At 55.2% G+C, this 17,407-nt stretch carries 16 protein-coding genes and 2 tRNA genes; 11 read left to right on the plus strand and 7 right to left on the minus strand.

Annotated elements, in window-relative coordinates; all coding sequences use genetic code 11:
- Window positions 1–561, plus strand: coding sequence for a PqiC family protein (locus tag BUA85_RS05235; RefSeq protein ID WP_083526181.1), 561 nt, complete (start codon window positions 1–3; stop codon window positions 559–561).
- On the opposite strand, the gene BUA85_RS05240 is transcribed toward BUA85_RS05235, so the two are convergent.
- The 6 genes from BUA85_RS05240 to BUA85_RS05265 all read right to left on the minus strand — a co-directional run bounded on the left by BUA85_RS05240 (window position 562) and on the right by BUA85_RS05265 (window position 6,676).
- Complete coding sequence (locus BUA85_RS05240; protein ID WP_131802769.1) at window positions 562–1,146, minus strand: hypothetical protein; 585 nt, start codon at window positions 1,144–1,146, stop codon at window positions 562–564.
- 53 nt (window positions 1,147–1,199) lie between these two features.
- A complete protein-coding gene (locus BUA85_RS05245) occupies window positions 1,200–2,924 on the minus strand; it encodes a dipeptide ABC transporter ATP-binding protein (RefSeq protein ID WP_072899798.1) in 1,725 nt (574 codons plus the stop codon).
- On the minus strand, window positions 2,924–3,823 hold the full coding sequence (locus BUA85_RS05250) for an ABC transporter permease (protein ID WP_423219901.1): 900 nt from the start codon (window positions 3,821–3,823) through the stop codon (window positions 2,924–2,926). Before BUA85_RS05250 ends, BUA85_RS05245 begins: the two co-directional genes overlap by 1 nt.
- 4 nt (window positions 3,824–3,827) lie before the next feature.
- Complete coding sequence (locus BUA85_RS05255; RefSeq protein WP_072899800.1) at window positions 3,828–4,802, minus strand: ABC transporter permease; 975 nt, start codon at window positions 4,800–4,802, stop codon at window positions 3,828–3,830.
- Between the two features lie 26 nt (window positions 4,803–4,828).
- Window positions 4,829–6,409 (minus strand): ABC transporter substrate-binding protein, encoded by a 1,581-nt coding sequence (locus tag BUA85_RS05260; RefSeq protein WP_072899801.1) that lies wholly within the window; start codon window positions 6,407–6,409, stop codon window positions 4,829–4,831.
- A 177-nt stretch (window positions 6,410–6,586) separates the two neighbouring features.
- A tRNA-Ser gene (locus tag BUA85_RS05265) sits at window positions 6,587–6,676 on the minus strand.
- A 203-nt stretch (window positions 6,677–6,879) separates the two neighbouring features.
- On the opposite strand from BUA85_RS05265, the gene BUA85_RS05270 reads away from it, so the two are divergent.
- Genes BUA85_RS05270 through BUA85_RS05300 form a run of 7 tightly spaced genes read left to right on the plus strand, consistent with a single transcriptional unit; the run spans window position 6,880 to window position 13,330 of the window.
- A complete protein-coding gene (locus tag BUA85_RS05270; RefSeq protein ID WP_072899802.1) occupies window positions 6,880–7,869 on the plus strand; it encodes an SPOR domain-containing protein in 990 nt (329 codons plus the stop codon).
- Window positions 7,870–7,884: 15 nt separating this feature from the next.
- Window positions 7,885–9,060 carry a D-alanyl-D-alanine carboxypeptidase family protein gene (locus BUA85_RS05275; RefSeq protein WP_072899803.1) on the plus strand — a complete coding sequence of 392 codons (1,176 nt, stop codon included), beginning with the start codon at window positions 7,885–7,887 and terminating at the stop codon, window positions 9,058–9,060.
- Between the two features lie 18 nt (window positions 9,061–9,078).
- The gene (gene tmk / locus BUA85_RS05280) at window positions 9,079–9,672 is read left to right on the plus strand and encodes a dTMP kinase (RefSeq protein WP_072899804.1); all 594 of its coding nucleotides are present in this window, start codon (window positions 9,079–9,081) and stop codon (window positions 9,670–9,672) included.
- Window positions 9,669–10,787, plus strand: a complete 1,119-nt coding sequence (locus tag BUA85_RS05285; protein ID WP_072899805.1) for a DNA polymerase III subunit delta' — start codon at window positions 9,669–9,671, stop codon at window positions 10,785–10,787. Before tmk ends, BUA85_RS05285 begins: the two co-directional genes overlap by 4 nt.
- A gap of 10 nt (window positions 10,788–10,797) precedes the next feature.
- Window positions 10,798–11,586 (plus strand): TatD family hydrolase, encoded by a 789-nt coding sequence (locus tag BUA85_RS05290; RefSeq protein ID WP_072899806.1) that lies wholly within the window; start codon window positions 10,798–10,800, stop codon window positions 11,584–11,586.
- Window positions 11,583–12,377 (plus strand): MBL fold metallo-hydrolase, encoded by a 795-nt coding sequence (locus BUA85_RS05295; RefSeq protein ID WP_072899807.1) that lies wholly within the window; start codon window positions 11,583–11,585, stop codon window positions 12,375–12,377. The genes BUA85_RS05290 and BUA85_RS05295 overlap by 4 nt, the downstream gene beginning before the upstream one ends.
- A 23-nt stretch (window positions 12,378–12,400) precedes the next feature.
- On the plus strand, window positions 12,401–13,330 hold the full coding sequence (locus BUA85_RS05300) for an AEC family transporter (RefSeq protein WP_072899808.1): 930 nt from the start codon (window positions 12,401–12,403) through the stop codon (window positions 13,328–13,330).
- 35 nt (window positions 13,331–13,365) lie between these two features.
- Here the strand turns inward: BUA85_RS05300 and BUA85_RS05305 are convergent.
- Window positions 13,366–13,452: transfer RNA gene (locus tag BUA85_RS05305), tRNA-Leu, on the minus strand.
- A gap of 142 nt (window positions 13,453–13,594) precedes the next feature.
- Here BUA85_RS05305 and lipB point away from each other — a divergent pair.
- The 3 genes from lipB to BUA85_RS05320 all read left to right on the plus strand — a co-directional run bounded on the left by lipB (window position 13,595) and on the right by BUA85_RS05320 (window position 17,375).
- A complete protein-coding gene (gene lipB / locus BUA85_RS05310) occupies window positions 13,595–14,242 on the plus strand; it encodes a lipoyl(octanoyl) transferase LipB (protein WP_072899809.1) in 648 nt (215 codons plus the stop codon).
- Window positions 14,243–14,387: 145 nt separating this feature from the next.
- Entirely contained in the window at window positions 14,388–16,061 is a 1,674-nt protein-coding gene (gene ctaD / locus BUA85_RS05315; RefSeq protein WP_072899810.1) for a cytochrome c oxidase subunit I, read from the plus strand.
- Window positions 16,062–16,181: 120 nt separating this feature from the next.
- Entirely contained in the window at window positions 16,182–17,375 is a 1,194-nt protein-coding gene (locus tag BUA85_RS05320) for a class I SAM-dependent methyltransferase (protein ID WP_072900426.1), read from the plus strand.
- The last annotated feature ends 32 nt before the right edge of the window (window positions 17,376–17,407 follow it).

Below are 17,407 nucleotides of genomic sequence, written 5' to 3' on the forward strand. Positions count from 1 at the left end.
ATGATGAAGTTCCTGTCCCCGCTATTTCTTGCGGCGCTCGTTGCCTGCACGTCCGCGCCGGCGAATAGATTGGAATTCAGTCCCGTGTCTTCAGAACTGCGGATCAGAGCGCTCGTCGGATCGGTCATGGTGCGCACCGTGTCGTTGCCGACTTATGCGGCATCCGAAGAGGTTGCCGTTGAGATCTCTCCAGGCGTCATTGGCACGAGTGCTGATATTTTATGGGCAGACGACCCAGAGCGTGCTGTCACGCTTTCCATGACCCAACAACTCGATGAGATTTTGAATGCAACAGTTGGACCGGAGCCTTGGCCTTTCGTCGGGTTGCCGGATGTTGCTGTGGACGTGCGGGTCACTCAGATGCTGGCGGGAACTGATGGCTCGTTCCGTTTGAGTGGCCAGTATTTCGTTGGTGGGGATGGCATCAGCTTCCGCAACTCCTCACACAGCTTTGATATTGTCGAACCGCTGAGCGGCGAAGGCTCGCAAGCCATTGCAAACGCTAAAGCGCGTGCAGTTTTACGGCTGTCGGAAGATATCGCGCGTCGTCTTGGACGATAGCTATTCGAACGCACCCGTCTGAGACCGGATCGCGAATTCGACTTGCGGTTTGTTAACTGGAACATTTTGATTTTGATTGGCGCGTTGCTGGTCATCAAGCAATAAGCGATAGGAATTCGGCCCGCCCGGCGGCACGCAAGCTGCATGAGGCAACATCGCTTCCAAAACTCTTTCGATGGGTGGGGTCGAAATTCTAGCTACCTGCACGACGGCGTCGCCAAGATCAGCCAGCAATACGAGCTTTCCTTCTGCTAGAAGCGTACTCACCTGAAAGCTGTCCAATGGTTCCGCCAGTGGTAAAGGTTGGGCACTGCGGTTGTACCAATGTTGAATTTCGACGCCTTCCTTCGCGGTCAAGAAAAGATCACCTCCAAAGCAGACCAACCATATGTGCCCTTCGGTCGCTGCGCAGGCTCCAAGCTCACAATAGACCCGCCATTCGATATCATAAAAGAACACCGAATTTTGACGCGCAGTCTCAGACTGCCCCACATTCCGTGCGGCATCAGCAAGGGTGCTCGTCCCGCTGGCAAGACAAGTGCACATGATGAGGCCGACCTGTCCAAGGTTCATTTTCGCTGCCACAGAAACATCGCTAAATTCTAACGCGGAGAGGTAAAGGCAATCACAAGAGTTGGTTAAACTTCTGTCACCAAGGTCTGAGATGCCACCCCCTTTTGACCAACATAGTTCGGCGTCAGTGAGAGCAGTTCCTGACTGTAATCGGCCTGCGGATCATTAAAGAACGCCTCTGACGGACCAGCCTCAACGACCTTGCCCGATTTGAGAACAGTGATGTCGTCGCTCATCTGTCGCACGACAGCGAGGTTGTGACTGATGAATAAGATCGTCAGGCTGAACCGCGCTTGTAAATCCTTCAAAAGGTTCAATACTTGGGCTTGGATCGACACATCAAGTGCGCTGGTCGGTTCGTCACAGATCAGAACCCTTGGCCGCGCCAACAAAGATCGCGCAACCGCAATACGCTGCCTTTGTCCGCCCGAGAATTGGTGTGGATAGCGATTGATGGCATCGGCAGACAGCCCGACTAGGTCCAGCATAGCGGCTGCCAAATCTCGGCGTTTCGCTCGGTCGTTTTCAAGGCCGTAGAGCCACAGAGGCTCGGCCAATATGTCGCCAATCCGGTGTCTTGAATTTAAGCTACTGTACGGATCTTGAAACACCATCTGGATGACGCGGCGGGAGGGGTCCTTGCGACCTCTTTGGCGTGCGAGCGGCAATGTGCTGTCGTTCAGTTTTAGCGTTCCTGCCGTTGGCTGAACCAATCCGGTCAAGACTTTCGCCATCGTCGATTTACCCGACCCGCTTTCCCCGACCAATCCCATCACGGTCCCGGGGCGGATGGTCATGGACACGTCATCAAGGGCCACAAACACTTCTGGTTTTCTAAAAAGACTGTCTCGTGCGCCTGTGAACTTCACAGTGACGCCTTCCATGCTGAGGCCCTGCCCCAACATTTCGTCGCCAGAACGTAGCCACCTTTCGGCATCTTCGGCACTTCGACCGATGGGCGCGGTCTCTACCCCCTCTTCCGTGTCCGGAACTAAGAACCGGTCGAGTTTTACATCCAAACGGGGGACTGCGGCCATGAGGCTTTGGGTATACGGATGCTCAGGCGCATTTAGGACTTGTTGCGTCGGGCCATGTTCCATCACTTGGCCGCCGCGAAGAACGGTGACGTTTTGGCAAGTTTGCGCAATGACGCCGATGTCGTGGGTAATGAGCAGAAATCCGATCCCACGCGTGTTCGCAAGCCCGCGGATCAGGTCGAGCACTTGGGACTGAACGGCAACATCTAGGGCCGTGGTCGGCTCATCCGCGATGATCAATTCTGGGTTGGTACAAAGCGCAAGTGCGATAACTACGCGTTGGCGCATCCCGCCGGAAAACTGGTGTGGATAGGCTTTGATCCGTTGGGAGGCATTCTCAATGCCCGTTTCCTCAAGCAAACTGATCGCGCGGGACCGTGCGTCTTCTGTGCTGATGTCCTCATGCGTTTGAATGGTTTCGATCAACTGATCTTCGATTGTCATGAGCGGATTGAGACTGGTTTGCGGATCTTGAAAGATCATCGAAATTCGCTTGCCGCGCGTTTGATGTGCTTCATCGTCACCGAGGATCAAAAGGTCCGTATCGCCCAAATGGATAGAACCGTTGGACACAAACCCCGGAGGTTGAAGTAGGCCGATAATTGCTGCTCCAATGGTCGACTTGCCGGCGCCACTTTCACCAACAAGGCCGTGGATTTCGCCGCGTTCGATGGTCAGAGACACATCCTCAATCGCAGTAAACGTGCCAAAACGACCGGGAAACTGAACTGTAAGATTCTCGACCGTCAGCATCAGCGGAGCCTCGGGTTGAAGATATCGCGCAAAAAGTCTCCAAGGATATTGATGGAAACGACTAAGGCCGCCAAAACGATGGTCGGAACCCATAAGATCCACCACTCGCCTGACAGTTGGAATTGCATGCCAATGCGGATCAACGTGCCGAGCGAGGGGCTGTCAGCGGGCAGGCCTATGCCAAGAAATGATAAGGTCGCTTCGAGCAGGATGGCCGACGCAAGATCGACCGTCATGATCACCAGAAGTGGGCCCATGATGTTTGGTAAGATGTGGCGCAGCATCACGCGCGAGGGGCGCTGCCCCATAATCATCGCCGCTTGCACATAGTCTTTGTTGCGCTCCACAAAAACGCTGGCGCGGGCGGTTCGTGCGAAATTCACCCACAGTGACAAGGCGATCGCAATGATAAGGACAACGACACGCAAATCCTGTTGTACCGATGGCGGCAACAAGCCGCGCGATATGCCGTCGATCAGCAGTGCAGTCAAAATCGCGGGCAGCGCCAATTGCACGTCAGCGATCCGCATAACAATCGCATCAAAGCGCCCGCCATAATAGCCAGCCGCCAAGCCCAGCCCAACGCCCAGAACCGTCGCAATCGCCATCGACATAAATCCGATGAACAGAGACAGGCGCGCACCATAAAGGATTGATGACACCATGTCTCGGCCCTGATTGTCCGTTCCTAGGAGAAAGCGCGGATCGCCGCCTTGCCAAACTGGCGGCAGCAACCCATCCATGAGTGAGAAACTCGCAAGATCGTAAGGGTTCGATTGCGCGATCCAAGGCGCAAAGATCGCGCCTCCCACGATGATAACCACGATGATGGCTGCGACAATCGCGGACGGTGTCCGCAAGAAGTAGTAAACACCATCAGACTGGAAGAAGCGGGACATCATGTCAGATCGCCTCTTTCACGCGCAAGCGGGGGTCGATCATCAGATAAAGGATGTCGACGACCAAATTCACCAGCACAAAGAAGAACGCGATCACGACGAGGTAGACGCCCATCACAGGGATATCGACGAAGCGAACGGATTCAAGAAACAGCAAACCCATCCCGGGCCATTGAAAGACACTTTCTGTCACGATGGAAAACGCAATCACCCCGCCAAATTGTAGGCCGATGATCGTGATGACAGGGATCATCGTATTTCCCAGCGCGTGCCTGTAGTGCAATTTGCGCTGCGGAATGCCGCGCGCCGTTGCGAAGCGGATGTAGTCCGAGCGCATAACTTCCATCATTTCGGCGCGGACCAATCGCATGGTCAGGGTTAGTTGATAAACACCCAGCGTAATTGCGGGCAAGATCAAGTAACTCCACCCTTCCAATGTCAGAAAACTGGTCGTCCATCCGCCAAGGTCAACGGTTCCGCCGCGCCCAAAGGTCGGCATCCACCCCAAGGTCACGCCGAACAAGAAGATCAGCACAATGCCGATCACAAAAGTTGGGATCGACACGCCTACAAGCGTTGTCAGCAGGATGGTTTGCGTCGCAAATCCTCTCGTTCGGAGCGCAGTGTAGACCCCGGCAGGAATGCCAACGATGAGCGAGATCATTAGCGCTGTAATCCCAAGCTCAATCGTCGCGGGAATGCGGCTTGCGATCATTTCATTTACAGGCTGACGCGTGCGATACGAATATCCGAAATCGCCCTTTAGAATGTCAGTGGTAAATCTGTAGAACTGCACCACGAAGGGGTCGTTCAATCCTAACTCCTCACGGAGCTGTTCTTGGTCTTGAACAGAGGTTTCTACCCCGGTCATTTGGCTAACAGGGTCGCCGACGAACCGGAAAAGAGAAAATGCAAGGAAGGCGACGGCGAGCATCACAAAGATCGACTGAAACAGCCGCTTTAAAATGAAATACGCCATCGCCTACCTTTGGTCTTTGCGCGTCTTTACTCGACGGTCACCCATCGCAATAGGAAGAAGTTGTCGGCGCGCTGCACCATGTCGACATTGTCCTTCGCAGCCCAGATCAGCGGCTGAGTGTAGAGTGGGATATAGGCCATCTCTTCTTGTGAAATGGCAACGACCTCATCAATCATGGCCTGACGGGCCTCAAGGTCCACTTCCTGTTGAATGAGCGGTAGAAGTTCATCAACACGCGCATTCGAGAAGTTACCGAAATTCCAAGACCCCAGACGCTTTTCATCGTCTTGGGTGTGTTTGAGGAAGCGAATGGGGTGCTCCATGTCGAACGTACCTGGGGACCATCCCAAGAGGTACATATCAAAGTCATCCTCGCGCAGCTGTGGCCAGTAATCGCGTACCGGTCCAGTGCTCAACTCAGCGTCCATCCCAACGGCTGCAAACATGGATGCCGCAGCCCGGCACAAAGCCTCATCATTGATGTAGCGGTCGTTCGGGCATTTCAGGCCAAATGAGAAACCATCGGGATAACCTGCCTCTGCCAGCAATTCTTTCGCACGGTCAGGATCATAGCCGAGGCGATCTGAATTTTCTTCCGAATAGCCAGAGATACCAGCAGGGACGAGCTGCGACGCTGGTTCAATCTTGCCACGGAACAACACGCGGTCGATGGCGTCGATATCAATCGCGTGGGCAGCAGCTTGACGTACGCGGACGTCTTGGAACGGATTGGCGTCCGTCACATCCGTGGAATAGAGCAACGTGTCGTGTTCATGTGGGAAGCCGAACATGATGACCCGTGTTTCTTCGCCTTCCAGAACACTATAGCCGTCGCGTTCTTCGACTTGCGCCGCATCTTGCAGTGGGATCGGCTGAATAAAGTCGATCTCGCCGGATAGCAGCGCCGCAAGGCCAGTCGCAGAGTTTCCGATTGGTGTGAAAATTCCTTCGGTAACGTTGTGTTCAACCTCACCCCACCAATTGGGGTTCGGGACCAATACGGTTTGAACGCCCGGATCGCGGCTCGACAACATGAACGGACCGGTGCCGTTGGCATTCATCGTGGCGAAGTTTTCAGCGTCCGTCGCTGGGAGGGCCGCGTCATTCGTTTCCGCCCAATCTTTATCCAAAATCATGAAGTTTGCGATGGAGTCCGGGAACAGCGGGTTTGGCGCGGAGGTGATGAAATCAACGGTGTAGTCATCCACCACGCGAACATCTGTCACAGGAGAGAACCAGGACCGTACGTCAGCCGCTTCATTCGATGCGCGCTGATAGGAAAATAGCACGTCTTCTGCAGTAAACGCAGCCCCATCGGCAAAGGTCACGCCTTCGCGGAGGTTGAACCGCCAACCATTCTCTCCCTCTAGTGGTTCCCAACTTTCAGCAAGCGATCCTTCGATCGACATTCCACGATCCCGACGGACGAGGCCTTCATAGACGTTGTTTAGGAACGACAGCACCGGCGCGGAGTTCACAGCATGCGGGTCCATCGTTTGCGGATCGGTCGTTGAGGCCCATCGAAATGTCTCTGCGTTTGCCGCCGAAGCTCCTACTAGGATGGTCCCAACAAGAAGCGTGGCCTTGGTAATGCGCGAGGTCTTCATGTCCGTCTCCCGTTATTCTTCTCATTGAAAATCATAGGGCCGATTAACGCCCCTACATTCAAGGTGTGTCAACCCGTCGCAGGTAAGGATTCTATGGCGCCACGTCCATAAGACTAGGTCGTAAGCAACATTAATCTTGGACAAGCCTAGAGTTGTCGGTGTCGATATCGAGAGAGGTGGCGGAAGCTCAGGGATTCGAACCCTGGGAGGACTTTCACCCTCGCCGGTTTTCAAGACCGGTGCATTCGACCACTCTGCCAAGCTTCCGCGTTCGCCCCGTTTAGCGACCTTCGTTTGATTCGAAAAGAGAGGTTTGGAGTTTGGGGAAAACCGCCGACAAAGTGGCCTCAACTCTTTCAAAATAGGGCTTGAAACGTTAGGCTAAAGAAAACGTGGGGTGTCGCAGAAGCAAAACGAACCAAACCATAAGGTTCGAGGCGAAATGCGGCCAAGAATACAAAGGGCGGACAATGTCGAGCAACGCTTTGAAATCGCATGCGAAAACGAAGGTACTTGCACTTAGTATCGGCGCATTGGTGCTGACTGGATGTGATGAGAATGGTGAGTTTCAGCTGCCCAGCTTTGGTGCGGAAAATTCCGCTGGCGCATCGACGTTCGCGGCGCCTTCGGTGTCCTTGGTTGAGCGTGACGTAGAGGCACCTGAGGTATTCTCGGTGGATGAAAACGGCCTTTGGGACGGGCGGCCGTCGCTCGGCGGTGTTTGGGTGGCTCACCCTGACGCGGTTGATCCGGAGCGCGTTATCATTCGCAACAACGCAAACGGGTCGTCAGTTATCGGTGCACTGTTCCGCCGAGAGCGTGAGAACGCGGGCCCAGCCTTGCAAGTGTCGTCTGACGCCGCTGAGGAATTGGGCGTGCTGGCAGGTGCGCCAACACAACTAAGCGTCATAGCCCTAAGGCGCGAAGAGGCACCGGTCGAAGAACTGCCGACATTGGAAACAGCCGCTTTGGATGCTCCCGTCGCGGTGACAGCGACGCCACTAGATGAACCCTCCGCCGAGGTGGCCGATGCGCCAGCGGCAAGTTCAGGTACAGCGGCATCGACGTTGAGCGACATTTTTGCAAGCGCGCCGGCGGCGGAGGCACCTAGCGACACAAGCACCGAAGGGTTGACGGGTGCGGCTGCTATCGCAATCGCAGCTGCAGAGGCTGCCGCTAGCGCGACGACTGCAACACCGCAACCAGCGTCTGCGCCCACTTCCAACTTGGACAAACCCTACATCCAGATCGGCATCTTCAGCGTAGAGGAGAATGCACAACGCACGAATGAGCTTTTGAGTTCTAACGGGTTGGTGGGAACGGTTCTCGCCCAATCGAGCAACGGGCGGCCTTTCTGGCGGGTCATTGTCGGCCCCTCTCCGACCTCCGCTGATCGTGCTGAAGTGCTGAACAAAGTGAAATCGCTCGGCTTTACCGACGCGTATTTCGTCACCAACTAAGCGAAAGGGCTTTCGATGCCGCGACTGACGCGTTTGGTCATTTCTTCTATTGCCATTGGCTTGCTTTGGGCTGTTTCGGCCGCCGCACAAGCCTTCGATACCAAGGCCACAGCTGCCTACGTGCTGGATCAAACGACTGGCACGGTATTGATGTCAAAAAATGCTGACGAGCCTTTGCCGCCAGCCTCCATGTCCAAGCTGATGACCATCTACATGGCGTTTGAAGCAGTAGCAGACGGTCGTTTGGGTATCACCGAGCGTTTACCGGTGTCGGAACATGCAGCGACCTATGGCGGCTCAACCATGTTTCTGGACACAACAGATCGCGTATCAGTTGAAGATCTTCTTCGTGGCGTGATCGTTCTGTCCGGCAACGACGCTAGCGCGGTTCTGGGGGAAGCCATTGGTGGAACGGAACCGGCCTTTGCACGGATGATGACAGAACGTGCCCAGCAGATGGGGCTGACCAATTCAACGTTCAAAAATTCGAATGGATGGCCCGCTGTCGGACACCGGATGTCGATGCGAGATCTGGGGGTATTAGCAGATCGCCTCATCACCGACTTCCCGACCTACTATCCCCTTTTCAATGAACAGACCTTTGCCTTTGACGGGCGTGCGCCAGCAAACAGCAATAACCGCAACCCATTGTTGGGCCTGGGTATTGGGGCAGACGGGTTGAAAACCGGTCATACGCAAGAGGCTGGGTACGGCCTTGTTGGGTCTGCCAAACAGGGCGACCGACGCGTGATCTTTGTACTCACCGGCCTCGATTCCGAAGCTGAGCGCGCCGAAGAGGCCGAAAAGATTGTGAACTGGGCCTTCCGCCAGTTTGCGCAGAAAGATGTCGTGCGCGCTGGTTCTCAGATTGCGCATGCCGATGTCTGGATGGGGGATGCACCGACCGTGGGATTGACCGTGGCGGAAGATCTCTCTTTGCTGCTCCCTGTGATCAATCAAGATGCTGTCGATGCACAGGTCGTTTATGATGGTCCATTGCAAGCCCCCATTTCGGCTGGCGAGAGGGTCGGCGACTTAATCATCAGTGTTGATGGGTTGCCGGATACAACAGTGCCATTGGTAGCGACGGATGATGTCGCTGAAGGTGGATTCGAAACGCGGTTACGTGTCGCTGCTCAGGTTCTGCTTGAAAAAATTGGTGCCTTGGGCGCAGAAGACAATCCAGCCTAAGGCGAGTAGTATTTCCAAATGTTTGTGACCTTTGAAGGTATTGATGGGTCGGGCAAATCGACCCAAGCGCGGCTTTTGGCGGAGCGTTTGGACGACGTTGTTCTGACACGCGAACCGGGTGGCAGCCCCGGCGCGGAAGAAATTCGTCAGTTGGTTTTGACAGGTGACCCGGATCGTTGGACGGCGGAGACGGAGATCTTACTTTTCACCGCAGCGCGCCGAGATCACTTAGAACGGACCATTTTACCGGCTCTCGAACAAGGTAAGACCGTGATTTCGGATCGGTTCGCGGATAGCACTCGTGTCTATCAGGGAGCCACACGAGGCGATCTTCGCAACACGGTTGATGAGTTGCACCGGCTTATGATCGGGCGCGAGCCTGATCTGACTTTTATTATCGATATGGACCCTGAAGAGGCTTTACGCCGCGGTCTTGCGCGAAAGTCCGGTGAAGATCGGTTTGAGGATTTCGGCCTTGGGTTTCAGGAAACCTTGCGACACGGGTTTTTGAACCTCGCTCAAACTGAGGACCGATGTGTATTGATCGATGGGAATCGCGCCATTGAAGAGGTTTCCGCTGACGTCGCAACCCAATTTGCGGCGCGCACATGAGTGACGACCTGCCGGAACCGGATCGTATTGAGGGCGCGCCACACCCGCGCGAGACGGAACGGCTTTTAGGTCAGGATGCAGCAGTTGCAGGTTTTTTGGACGCCTATAACTCAAAGCGCCTTCATTCAGGGTGGATGATCACTGGTCCGCGTGGCGTTGGAAAGGCCACTCTGGCGTGGAAAATTGCCACGTTTCTTTTGGCTGAAGCGCCTGATGATGGATTGTTTGGGGAGGCGGCACCAGCGACCGATTTGAGCGTGCCGCCAGATCATCCCGACGCGAAACTTGTTCAATCGGGGGCACACCCGCGCTTGTTTGTTGTGCGCCGCCCCGTGGACGAGAAGACAAGCAAATTGAAAGCGGACATAACCGTTGATGCCGTTCGGGGATTGAAGGGGTTTTTTCAACTGTCCGCGGCCGACGGCGGTCGACGCGTTGTAATTGTGGACGCAGCAGATGAGCTGAACCGCAACGCGGCGAATGCTATCCTCAAGGAACTTGAGGAACCCCCTGCCCGCACCACAATCTTGCTGATCGCACATCAACCTTCCCGCCTTTTGCCGACAATCCGATCGCGATGCAGGGAATTGCGTTGCGGACCGTTGGAGGCGCAGTCTCTCGCTGCGGCCTTGGAACAGGCAGGACAACATACGGATGCGCCGGATGCCTTGCTTTCGCTTTGCGGTGGATCGGCGGGCGATGCGATCCGATTGATGAACCACGATGGTTTGCAGCTTTATGCAGAGCTGATCCAGCTTTTTGACGGTTTGCCCCGCATCACCCGACCTGCAGCGCTGAAACTCGCGGAAAGCTGCGCGGGGCGTGGAGCCGAGGTGCGGTTCGCTATGACGCTCGACCTGATCGATCACTTCCTTGCCCGCGCCGCGCGCATTGGTTTGATGGGACAACCCGACAGCCAAGGCGCACCTGGCGAAGCGCGGCTTTTGGCGCGCTTGTCACCGCATGATCAGGCAGCGCGTGCTTGGGCGGATCTGCAGCAGTCTTTGGGTGCGCGGTCGCGTCACGGAAAAGCCGTCAACCTTGACCCCGCTGCCTTGATCCTCGATATGGTTTTCAAGATCGAAGAGACGGCGCTCTCCATCGCCGCAGAGTGAAAGCGGCATAATGAGCAACCCCGAAATCGTCGACAGCCATTGTCATCTGGATTTCCCCGATTTCGAAGGGGAGCGCGCGGACATTATCAAGCGCGCGGCAGAAGCTGGCGTGGCCCGAATGGTCACAATCTGCACGCGGTTGCGGTTGGAACCTGAGGTGCGGACCATCGCGGAAGAGTTCGATAACGTTTACTACGCCGCTGGCACCCACCCGATGAGCGCTGCTGATGAACCTTTGGCGACTGTGGATGAGTTGGTTGCCTTGGCCCAGCACCCAAAATTTGTGGGTATTGGCGAGACGGGGTTGGATTATCACTACACCGCTGAAAGCAAAGACATCCAACAGCAATCACTCCGCATTCACATTGATGCGGCTCGGGAAACCGGCCTTCCACTGATCATACATGCAAGAGCGGCAGATGACGACATGGCCCGGATCTTGCGCGAAAGCTACGACAACGGGGCCTATCGTTGTGTGATGCATTGTTTTTCCAGTTCCGCAGCACTTGCGAAATCGGCATTGGACATGGATTTCTACCTGTCGATGTCAGGGATCACCGCTTTTCCGAAAAGCCAAGAGTTGCGAGATATCTTCGCAACCGCTCCAATTGATCGGATCTTGGTTGAGACCGACAGCCCCTACCTTGCCCCGCCACCTTTCCGCGGCAAGCGCAACGAACCGGCCTATACGGCGCATACGGCAAAAGTCGGGGCAGACGTTTTTGGAGTGAGCTACGAACAGTTCGCGGCCCAAACCACAGCCAACTTTGACCGCTTGTTCTGGAAAGCCGCCGCATGAGCCTGTCGTTTCGCATATTGGGCTGCGGGTCGTCTGGTGGCGTGCCGCGCTTGGGCGGACAATGGGGGGAGTGTGATCCCACGAACCCAAAGAATGTTCGGAAACGCTGTTCACTTCTGATCACGCGCAGCGGGCCGGATGGAAACACGCGGGTTTTGATTGATACCTCGCCCGACATGCGTCAGCAGTTACTTGATGCAGAGGTCGGCCATCTCGACGCCGTCGTCTACACTCATTCTCATGCTGACCACGTGCATGGCATCGACGATCTGCGGATGATCGTGTTCAACACGCGGACCAAGCTGCAAGTCTGGGCTGACGGTCCGACGTCGAATGCTCTGTTGGATCGCTTTGGCTATGCCTTCGTGCAACCGAAAGGATCGCCCTACCCGCCGATCCTTGAGCTTAACACTATTGACGCTGACATCGTGATTGACGGTGCAGGCGGGCCGATCAACTTAACCCCTTTTGAGGTAGAGCACGGGACAATCGACGCCTTGGGCTTCCGTGTCGCTGGCGTCGCCTATCTTCCTGATGTGTCGGACATTCCCGAAAGCAGCTGGCCCGTCCTCGACGGATTAGACACCTGGATTGTTGATGCGCTCAGACGCACCCCGCATCCAAGCCATTCCCATCTTGCGAATACGTTGGAGTGGATTGAACAGGCAAAGCCAAAGTCGGCCGTCCTGACCAATCTACACAATGACTTGGATTATCAGACGCTTAATGACGAAACGCCCGATCATGTCCAACCGGCCTTCGATGGTCTGACCATCACGGTACCGGATTAACACATGGCGCAAGGACGACCCGAATGAATGCGCTGATCGAGGTCATCCTACCGGTCTTCCTAGTTATCGGCTTTGGGTTTTTCGCTGTCTGGCGTGGTTTTTTTTCGGAGACAGGCGTCGACGGCCTGATGGTGTTTACTCAGAAGTTCGCCATCCCTTGCCTGCTATTCCGAGCCATCTCGACCCTTGATCTGGAACAAAACTTCGATCTGGACTTAATGATCAGTTTCTATGTCGGAGCCCTTTGCGGGTTTTTGGCTTGTTTTCTTGGGGCCCGTTATTTCTTCAAACGAGACTGGGAAGACTGTGTGGCCATTGGGTTTTGCGGGTTGTTCTCGAATTCCCTCCTGCTCGGCTTGCCCATCACCGAGCGCGCTTACGGCGTAGATGCACTAACCGCGAACTACGCAATCATCGCGATCCATTCTCCGTTTTGCTACGGCATTGGGATTACCGCGATGGAGATTGTGCGCAATCGGGGATCGTCCTACGCGGCAATGCCACGAAAGGTTCTGACGGCGATGTTCTCCAATGCGCTGATCTTGGGGATCACGCTTGGGTTCATCGTTAATCTTTTCAGCGTGCCTGTGCCGACCGTCATGTGGGACGCCATTGACTTGATGGTCCGCGCGGCCCTCCCCGCCGCTCTTTTTGGTCTTGGTGGGGTTTTGTATCGCTACCGGCCTGAAGGCGACATGCGGACCATTCTTTATGTGGTTGCCGTTTCACTTGTCTTGCACCCTGCCATCGTCTGGGTACTGGGCAAATCCTATGGCCTGAGCGTCGAAGCGTTCCGTTCCGCAATCCTCACCGCGGCCATGGCCCCGGGGATCAACAGCTACGTTTTCGCAAATATGTATGGTCGGGCTAAGAGGGTCGCAGCCAGTAGCGTTTTGCTGGGAACAGCGATCTCAATCGTAACCGTTTGGGTATGGCTGACCATATTGCCCTAGCGGGCGTGGTAAAGCCTCCAATTTAATGAGAGGTGTGGTGCGATCGGAGGGACTCGAACCCTCACGAGTGTTACCTCACAGCGACCTCAACGCTGCGCGTCTACCAATTCCGCCACGATCGCAAATCCTAGCTTGGGCGCTTCTAGTGCAGGGAAATGACCTTGCCAAGGGCAAAGTGTCTTTCGGCACAGCCAAATTTTAGCCTTTAAACTTTGCGGGCTTCGCTCCATGTAGAACCCGACGGGCAATGAATGAGCGCCTTTAATGGTAGAGTGGAAAATTTCCGACGGGTTAACCGACTACAGCGAAGCCTTGGACGCAATGGAGACGCGTGCCAACGCATTAGTTGATGGCGAAGCAGACGAGTTGATTTGGCTTGTCGAACATCCGCCGCTCTACACTGCTGGGACGTCAGCCAAGATCGAAGACTTGGTTGATCCTGACCGCTTCCCTGTATTTGAGGCTAAGCGAGGCGGGCAATATACCTACCACGGGCCAGGACAACGCGTTGTTTATACGATGCTCGACGTCGGTAAGCGAGGACGCGATGTGCGCGCGTTTGTTTGCCAGTTGGAAGATTGGATTATCGAGACCCTCGATCAGTTCAACGTCAAGGGCGAACGGCGGGCCGGTCGCGTGGGGGTTTGGGTGCAGCGCCCAGAAAAACCCAAAGCGATTGATGGCTCTTTGGCAGAGGACAAAGTTGCCGCTTTGGGCATCCGCTTACGCAAATGGGTGTCCTTTCACGGGCTTTCCATAAATGTGGAACCAGACCTCAGCCATTTCGATGGAATCGTGCCCTGTGGCATTCATGAACACGGGGTCACTTCGCTAACGGATTTGGGTTTGCCTGTGACGATGAATGACGTTGATGTCGCCTTGCGAAAAACCTGCCCTTTCCTAGACGGATAATGCTTGGCCTGCGCCATTATTACCCACCCCTAAAACGCACTTCCATTATTGCCCCTCGCGGCGCACTCGACTAGAAGCGGTTCAAATCGCGGGGACGAGTGCGACTCGAACCCTGTACCAAGGTAGCCAACGCGAGGAGAGCCACATGGCAGACGCAGCCATCAACGGCCATGAGCACGAAGACAACCGCGGATTCTTTACCCGGTGGTTCATGTCTACAAACCACAAAGATATCGGTATCTTATACCTGTTTGTTGCCGGCATCGTCGGCTTCATTTCGGTGGCTTTCACCGTTTATATGCGCTTGGAGTTGATGAACCCAGGCGTACAGTACATGTGTCTCGAAGGCGCACGCTTTATCGCTGATGCTTCTGCCGAATGTACCCCGAACGGGCACCTTTGGAACGTGATGATCACCTATCACGGCGTCCTGATGATGTTCTTCGTGGTTATTCCGGCCCTTTTCGGCGGCTTTGGTAACTACTTTATGCCTCTGCAAATCGGTGCGCCGGATATGGCGTTCCCACGTATGAACAACCTCTCCTTCTGGATGTACGTTGCTGGTACGTCGCTTGGTGTTGCGTCAATGTTGGCTCCCGGCGGCAACGGTCAGCTAGGCTCTGGCGTCGGCTGGGTCCTTTACCCACCGCTTTCGACAACAGAATCCGGCATGTCGATGGACTTGGCGATCTTCGCGGTTCACGTCTCTGGTGCGTCTTCGATCCTTGGTGCGATCAACATGATCACAACCTTCCTGAACATGCGTGCGCCGGGCATGACCCTGCACAAAGTGCCGCTGTTCTCTTGGTCGATCTTCGTGACCGCATGGTTGATCCTTTTGGCGCTGCCTGTTTTGGCTGGTGCTATCACCATGTTGCTGACAGACCGGAACTTCGGAACAACCTTCTTTGATCCTGCTGGCGGTGGCGACCCGATCTTGTATCAGCACATTCTGTGGTTCTTCGGACACCCAGAAGTGTACATCATCATTGTTCCCGGCTTCGGCATCATTTCCCACGTGATCGCGACATTCTCGCGCAAGCCGATCTTTGGCTACCTGCCGATGGTTTATGCGATGGTTGCAATCGGTGTCTTGGGTTTCGTCGTTTGGGCGCACCACATGTATACCGTTGGTATGTCTCTGCGGCAGCAGTCCTACTTTATGCTCGCAACCATGGTCATTGCGGTGCCCACAGGTGTGAAGGTCTTTAGCTGGATCGCCACGATGTGGGGCGGCTCGGTTGAGTTCAAAACACCGATGCTCTGGGCCTTTGGCTTCCTGTTCCTCTTCACCGTCGGTGGTGTGACAGGTGTTGTCTTGTCTCAGGCTGGTGTCGACCGCGCGTACCACGACACATACTACGTAGTTGCACACTTCCACTACGTGATGAGCCTTGGTGCGGTCTTCTCGATCTTTGCGGGTATCTATTTCTACCTGCCAAAGATGTCCGGCCGCATGTACCCTGAATGGGCAGGTAAGCTGCACTTCTGGGCGATGTTCATCGGTGCAAACATCACCTTCTTCCCACAGCACTTCTTGGGTCGTCAGGGTATGCCACGTCGTTACATCGACTACCCAGAGGCATTCGCGTACTGGAACTACATCTCCTCCTGGGGTGCGTTCCTGTCCTTTGCGTCCTTCGTCTTCTTCATTGGCGTAATCTTCTACACTCTCCGCTGGGGTCAGCGCGTGACAGAGGCGAACCCATGGAACGAATATGCTGATACGCTGGAATGGACCTTGCCGTCCCCTCCACCAGAGCACACGTTCGAAATACTTCCAAAGCAGGAAGAATGGGACAAAGGCCACGCTCACTAAGCTGGTTTGAGAATTGAGAAAGCCCCGCCATTGAGCGGGGCTTTTTCTTTGGGGTGGCACGCCAGACGGCTTGCCAACGCGGATCGCCTCCGGCACCTTTCCGAAGAGTTGGAGAGCAAGATGAGTAAAGTACAGGCGCAATACGAAGTCTTCCCATACCCGGAGAGAAATCCCAAAGATGAAGCCAAACGACTCATCTCCGGTTCTCCTTCCATCCCGCAAGAGATGGACCATCACCTTTGGGGTGGACAAAGGGATTGGTCGCAGCCTTTGCGCGCTCTTTTTGCGGGTGGCGGGACGGGCGATGGATTGATCCAGTTGGCTCAGCGTCTGACCGATGCGGGAAAACCCTACGAGATCACCTATATCGACTTGTCCACCGCCTCGCGCCAGATCGCTGAAGCCCGCGCGAAGGAGCGTGGTCTGGGCGGGATTACCTTTGTCACAGGGTCACTACTCGATGCGCCGGAGTATGAACCATTCGACTACATCGACTGCTGCGGCGTGTTGCATCACCTGCCAGACCCTCTCGCTGGCCTAACGGCCTTGAAAGCAGCCATAGCACCGAATGGCGGCCTCGGTTTCATGGTCTATGCGCCCTACGGTCGTTCGGGCGTTTATCCGCTACAGGAAGCCTTCAACACGCTTTACGGTCATCTGCCTCCTAAAAGCCAAATCAAACACGCCAAGAAAGTCTTCGCGGCGATCCCAGACGGTCATCCCTTCAAGAGAAACCCAAACGTCGCCGACCACAAGCAAAGTGATGCAGGATTCTATGACCTGCTGCTGCACAGTCAGGATCGCGCCTATAGAGTCGGAGAGTGGATTGACGCTTTGGATCAGACCGGATGGTCGCTTGCTCAGTTCAGCCAACCCGGGCTGTATGATATTGAGACCCTAACCGACGCGCCGTCGGGCTTGTCGGCCATCGAAGCGATGGGTGTGGCTGAAGCGCTAAGAGGTACCATCAAGACACATGTAGGGTATGCGCGACGCGCCGAAGATAAAGCGCCTGAATTCTCGCCCCTCTCCGACCGCATTCCACATCTCAACAACATGGAGCCGAAACCGCTCGCAAGCGCAGTGGTAGCAAAAAAGCTTCCCGATTTGCGGGTCGGGAGTGAGCGTGTTCAGATCAGCCTAAAGCCAGATATCGCACCTTTGATCGCCGCGATTGATGGTCGGAGGTGCGTGAAAGAGATTTTTGAGATTTCTGGTCTATCGGACGATAAGGCCCAAAGGCATTGGGCATCACTCGAACGGGCATTTGAGCCCTGGGGATTGCTGCACTACAGCACAGTCCTTGCCCATTAATGTCTGCGCTAGCTTTTCCTCTCGCTGCATCA

This window comes from Cognatiyoonia sediminum (genome assembly GCF_900129845.1).
Lineage (GTDB): Bacteria > Pseudomonadota > Alphaproteobacteria > Rhodobacterales > Rhodobacteraceae > Cognatiyoonia > Cognatiyoonia sediminum.

Coding starts and splice junctions, on each gene's coding strand:
- BUA85_RS05235 (WP_083526181.1), top strand. CDS start 1: ATGATGAAGTTCCTGTCCCCGCTATTTCTTGCGGCGCTCGTTGCCTGC.
- BUA85_RS05245 (WP_072899798.1), bottom strand. CDS start 2,924: ATGCTGACGGTCGAGAATCTTACAGTTCAGTTTCCCGGTCGTTTTGGC.
- BUA85_RS05250 (WP_423219901.1), bottom strand. CDS start 3,823: ATGTCCCGCTTCTTCCAGTCTGATGGTGTTTACTACTTCTTGCGGACA.
- BUA85_RS05255 (WP_072899800.1), bottom strand. CDS start 4,802: ATGGCGTATTTCATTTTAAAGCGGCTGTTTCAGTCGATCTTTGTGATG.
- BUA85_RS05260 (WP_072899801.1), bottom strand. CDS start 6,409: ATGAAGACCTCGCGCATTACCAAGGCCACGCTTCTTGTTGGGACCATC.
- BUA85_RS05270 (WP_072899802.1), top strand. CDS start 6,880: ATGTCGAGCAACGCTTTGAAATCGCATGCGAAAACGAAGGTACTTGCA.
- BUA85_RS05275 (WP_072899803.1), top strand. CDS start 7,885: ATGCCGCGACTGACGCGTTTGGTCATTTCTTCTATTGCCATTGGCTTG.
- tmk (WP_072899804.1), top strand. CDS start 9,079: ATGTTTGTGACCTTTGAAGGTATTGATGGGTCGGGCAAATCGACCCAA.
- BUA85_RS05285 (WP_072899805.1), top strand. CDS start 9,669: ATGAGTGACGACCTGCCGGAACCGGATCGTATTGAGGGCGCGCCACAC.
- BUA85_RS05290 (WP_072899806.1), top strand. CDS start 10,798: ATGAGCAACCCCGAAATCGTCGACAGCCATTGTCATCTGGATTTCCCC.
- BUA85_RS05295 (WP_072899807.1), top strand. CDS start 11,583: ATGAGCCTGTCGTTTCGCATATTGGGCTGCGGGTCGTCTGGTGGCGTG.
- BUA85_RS05300 (WP_072899808.1), top strand. CDS start 12,401: ATGAATGCGCTGATCGAGGTCATCCTACCGGTCTTCCTAGTTATCGGC.
- lipB (WP_072899809.1), top strand. CDS start 13,595: ATGGTAGAGTGGAAAATTTCCGACGGGTTAACCGACTACAGCGAAGCC.
- ctaD (WP_072899810.1), top strand. CDS start 14,388: ATGGCAGACGCAGCCATCAACGGCCATGAGCACGAAGACAACCGCGGA.
- BUA85_RS05320 (WP_072900426.1), top strand. CDS start 16,182: ATGAGTAAAGTACAGGCGCAATACGAAGTCTTCCCATACCCGGAGAGA.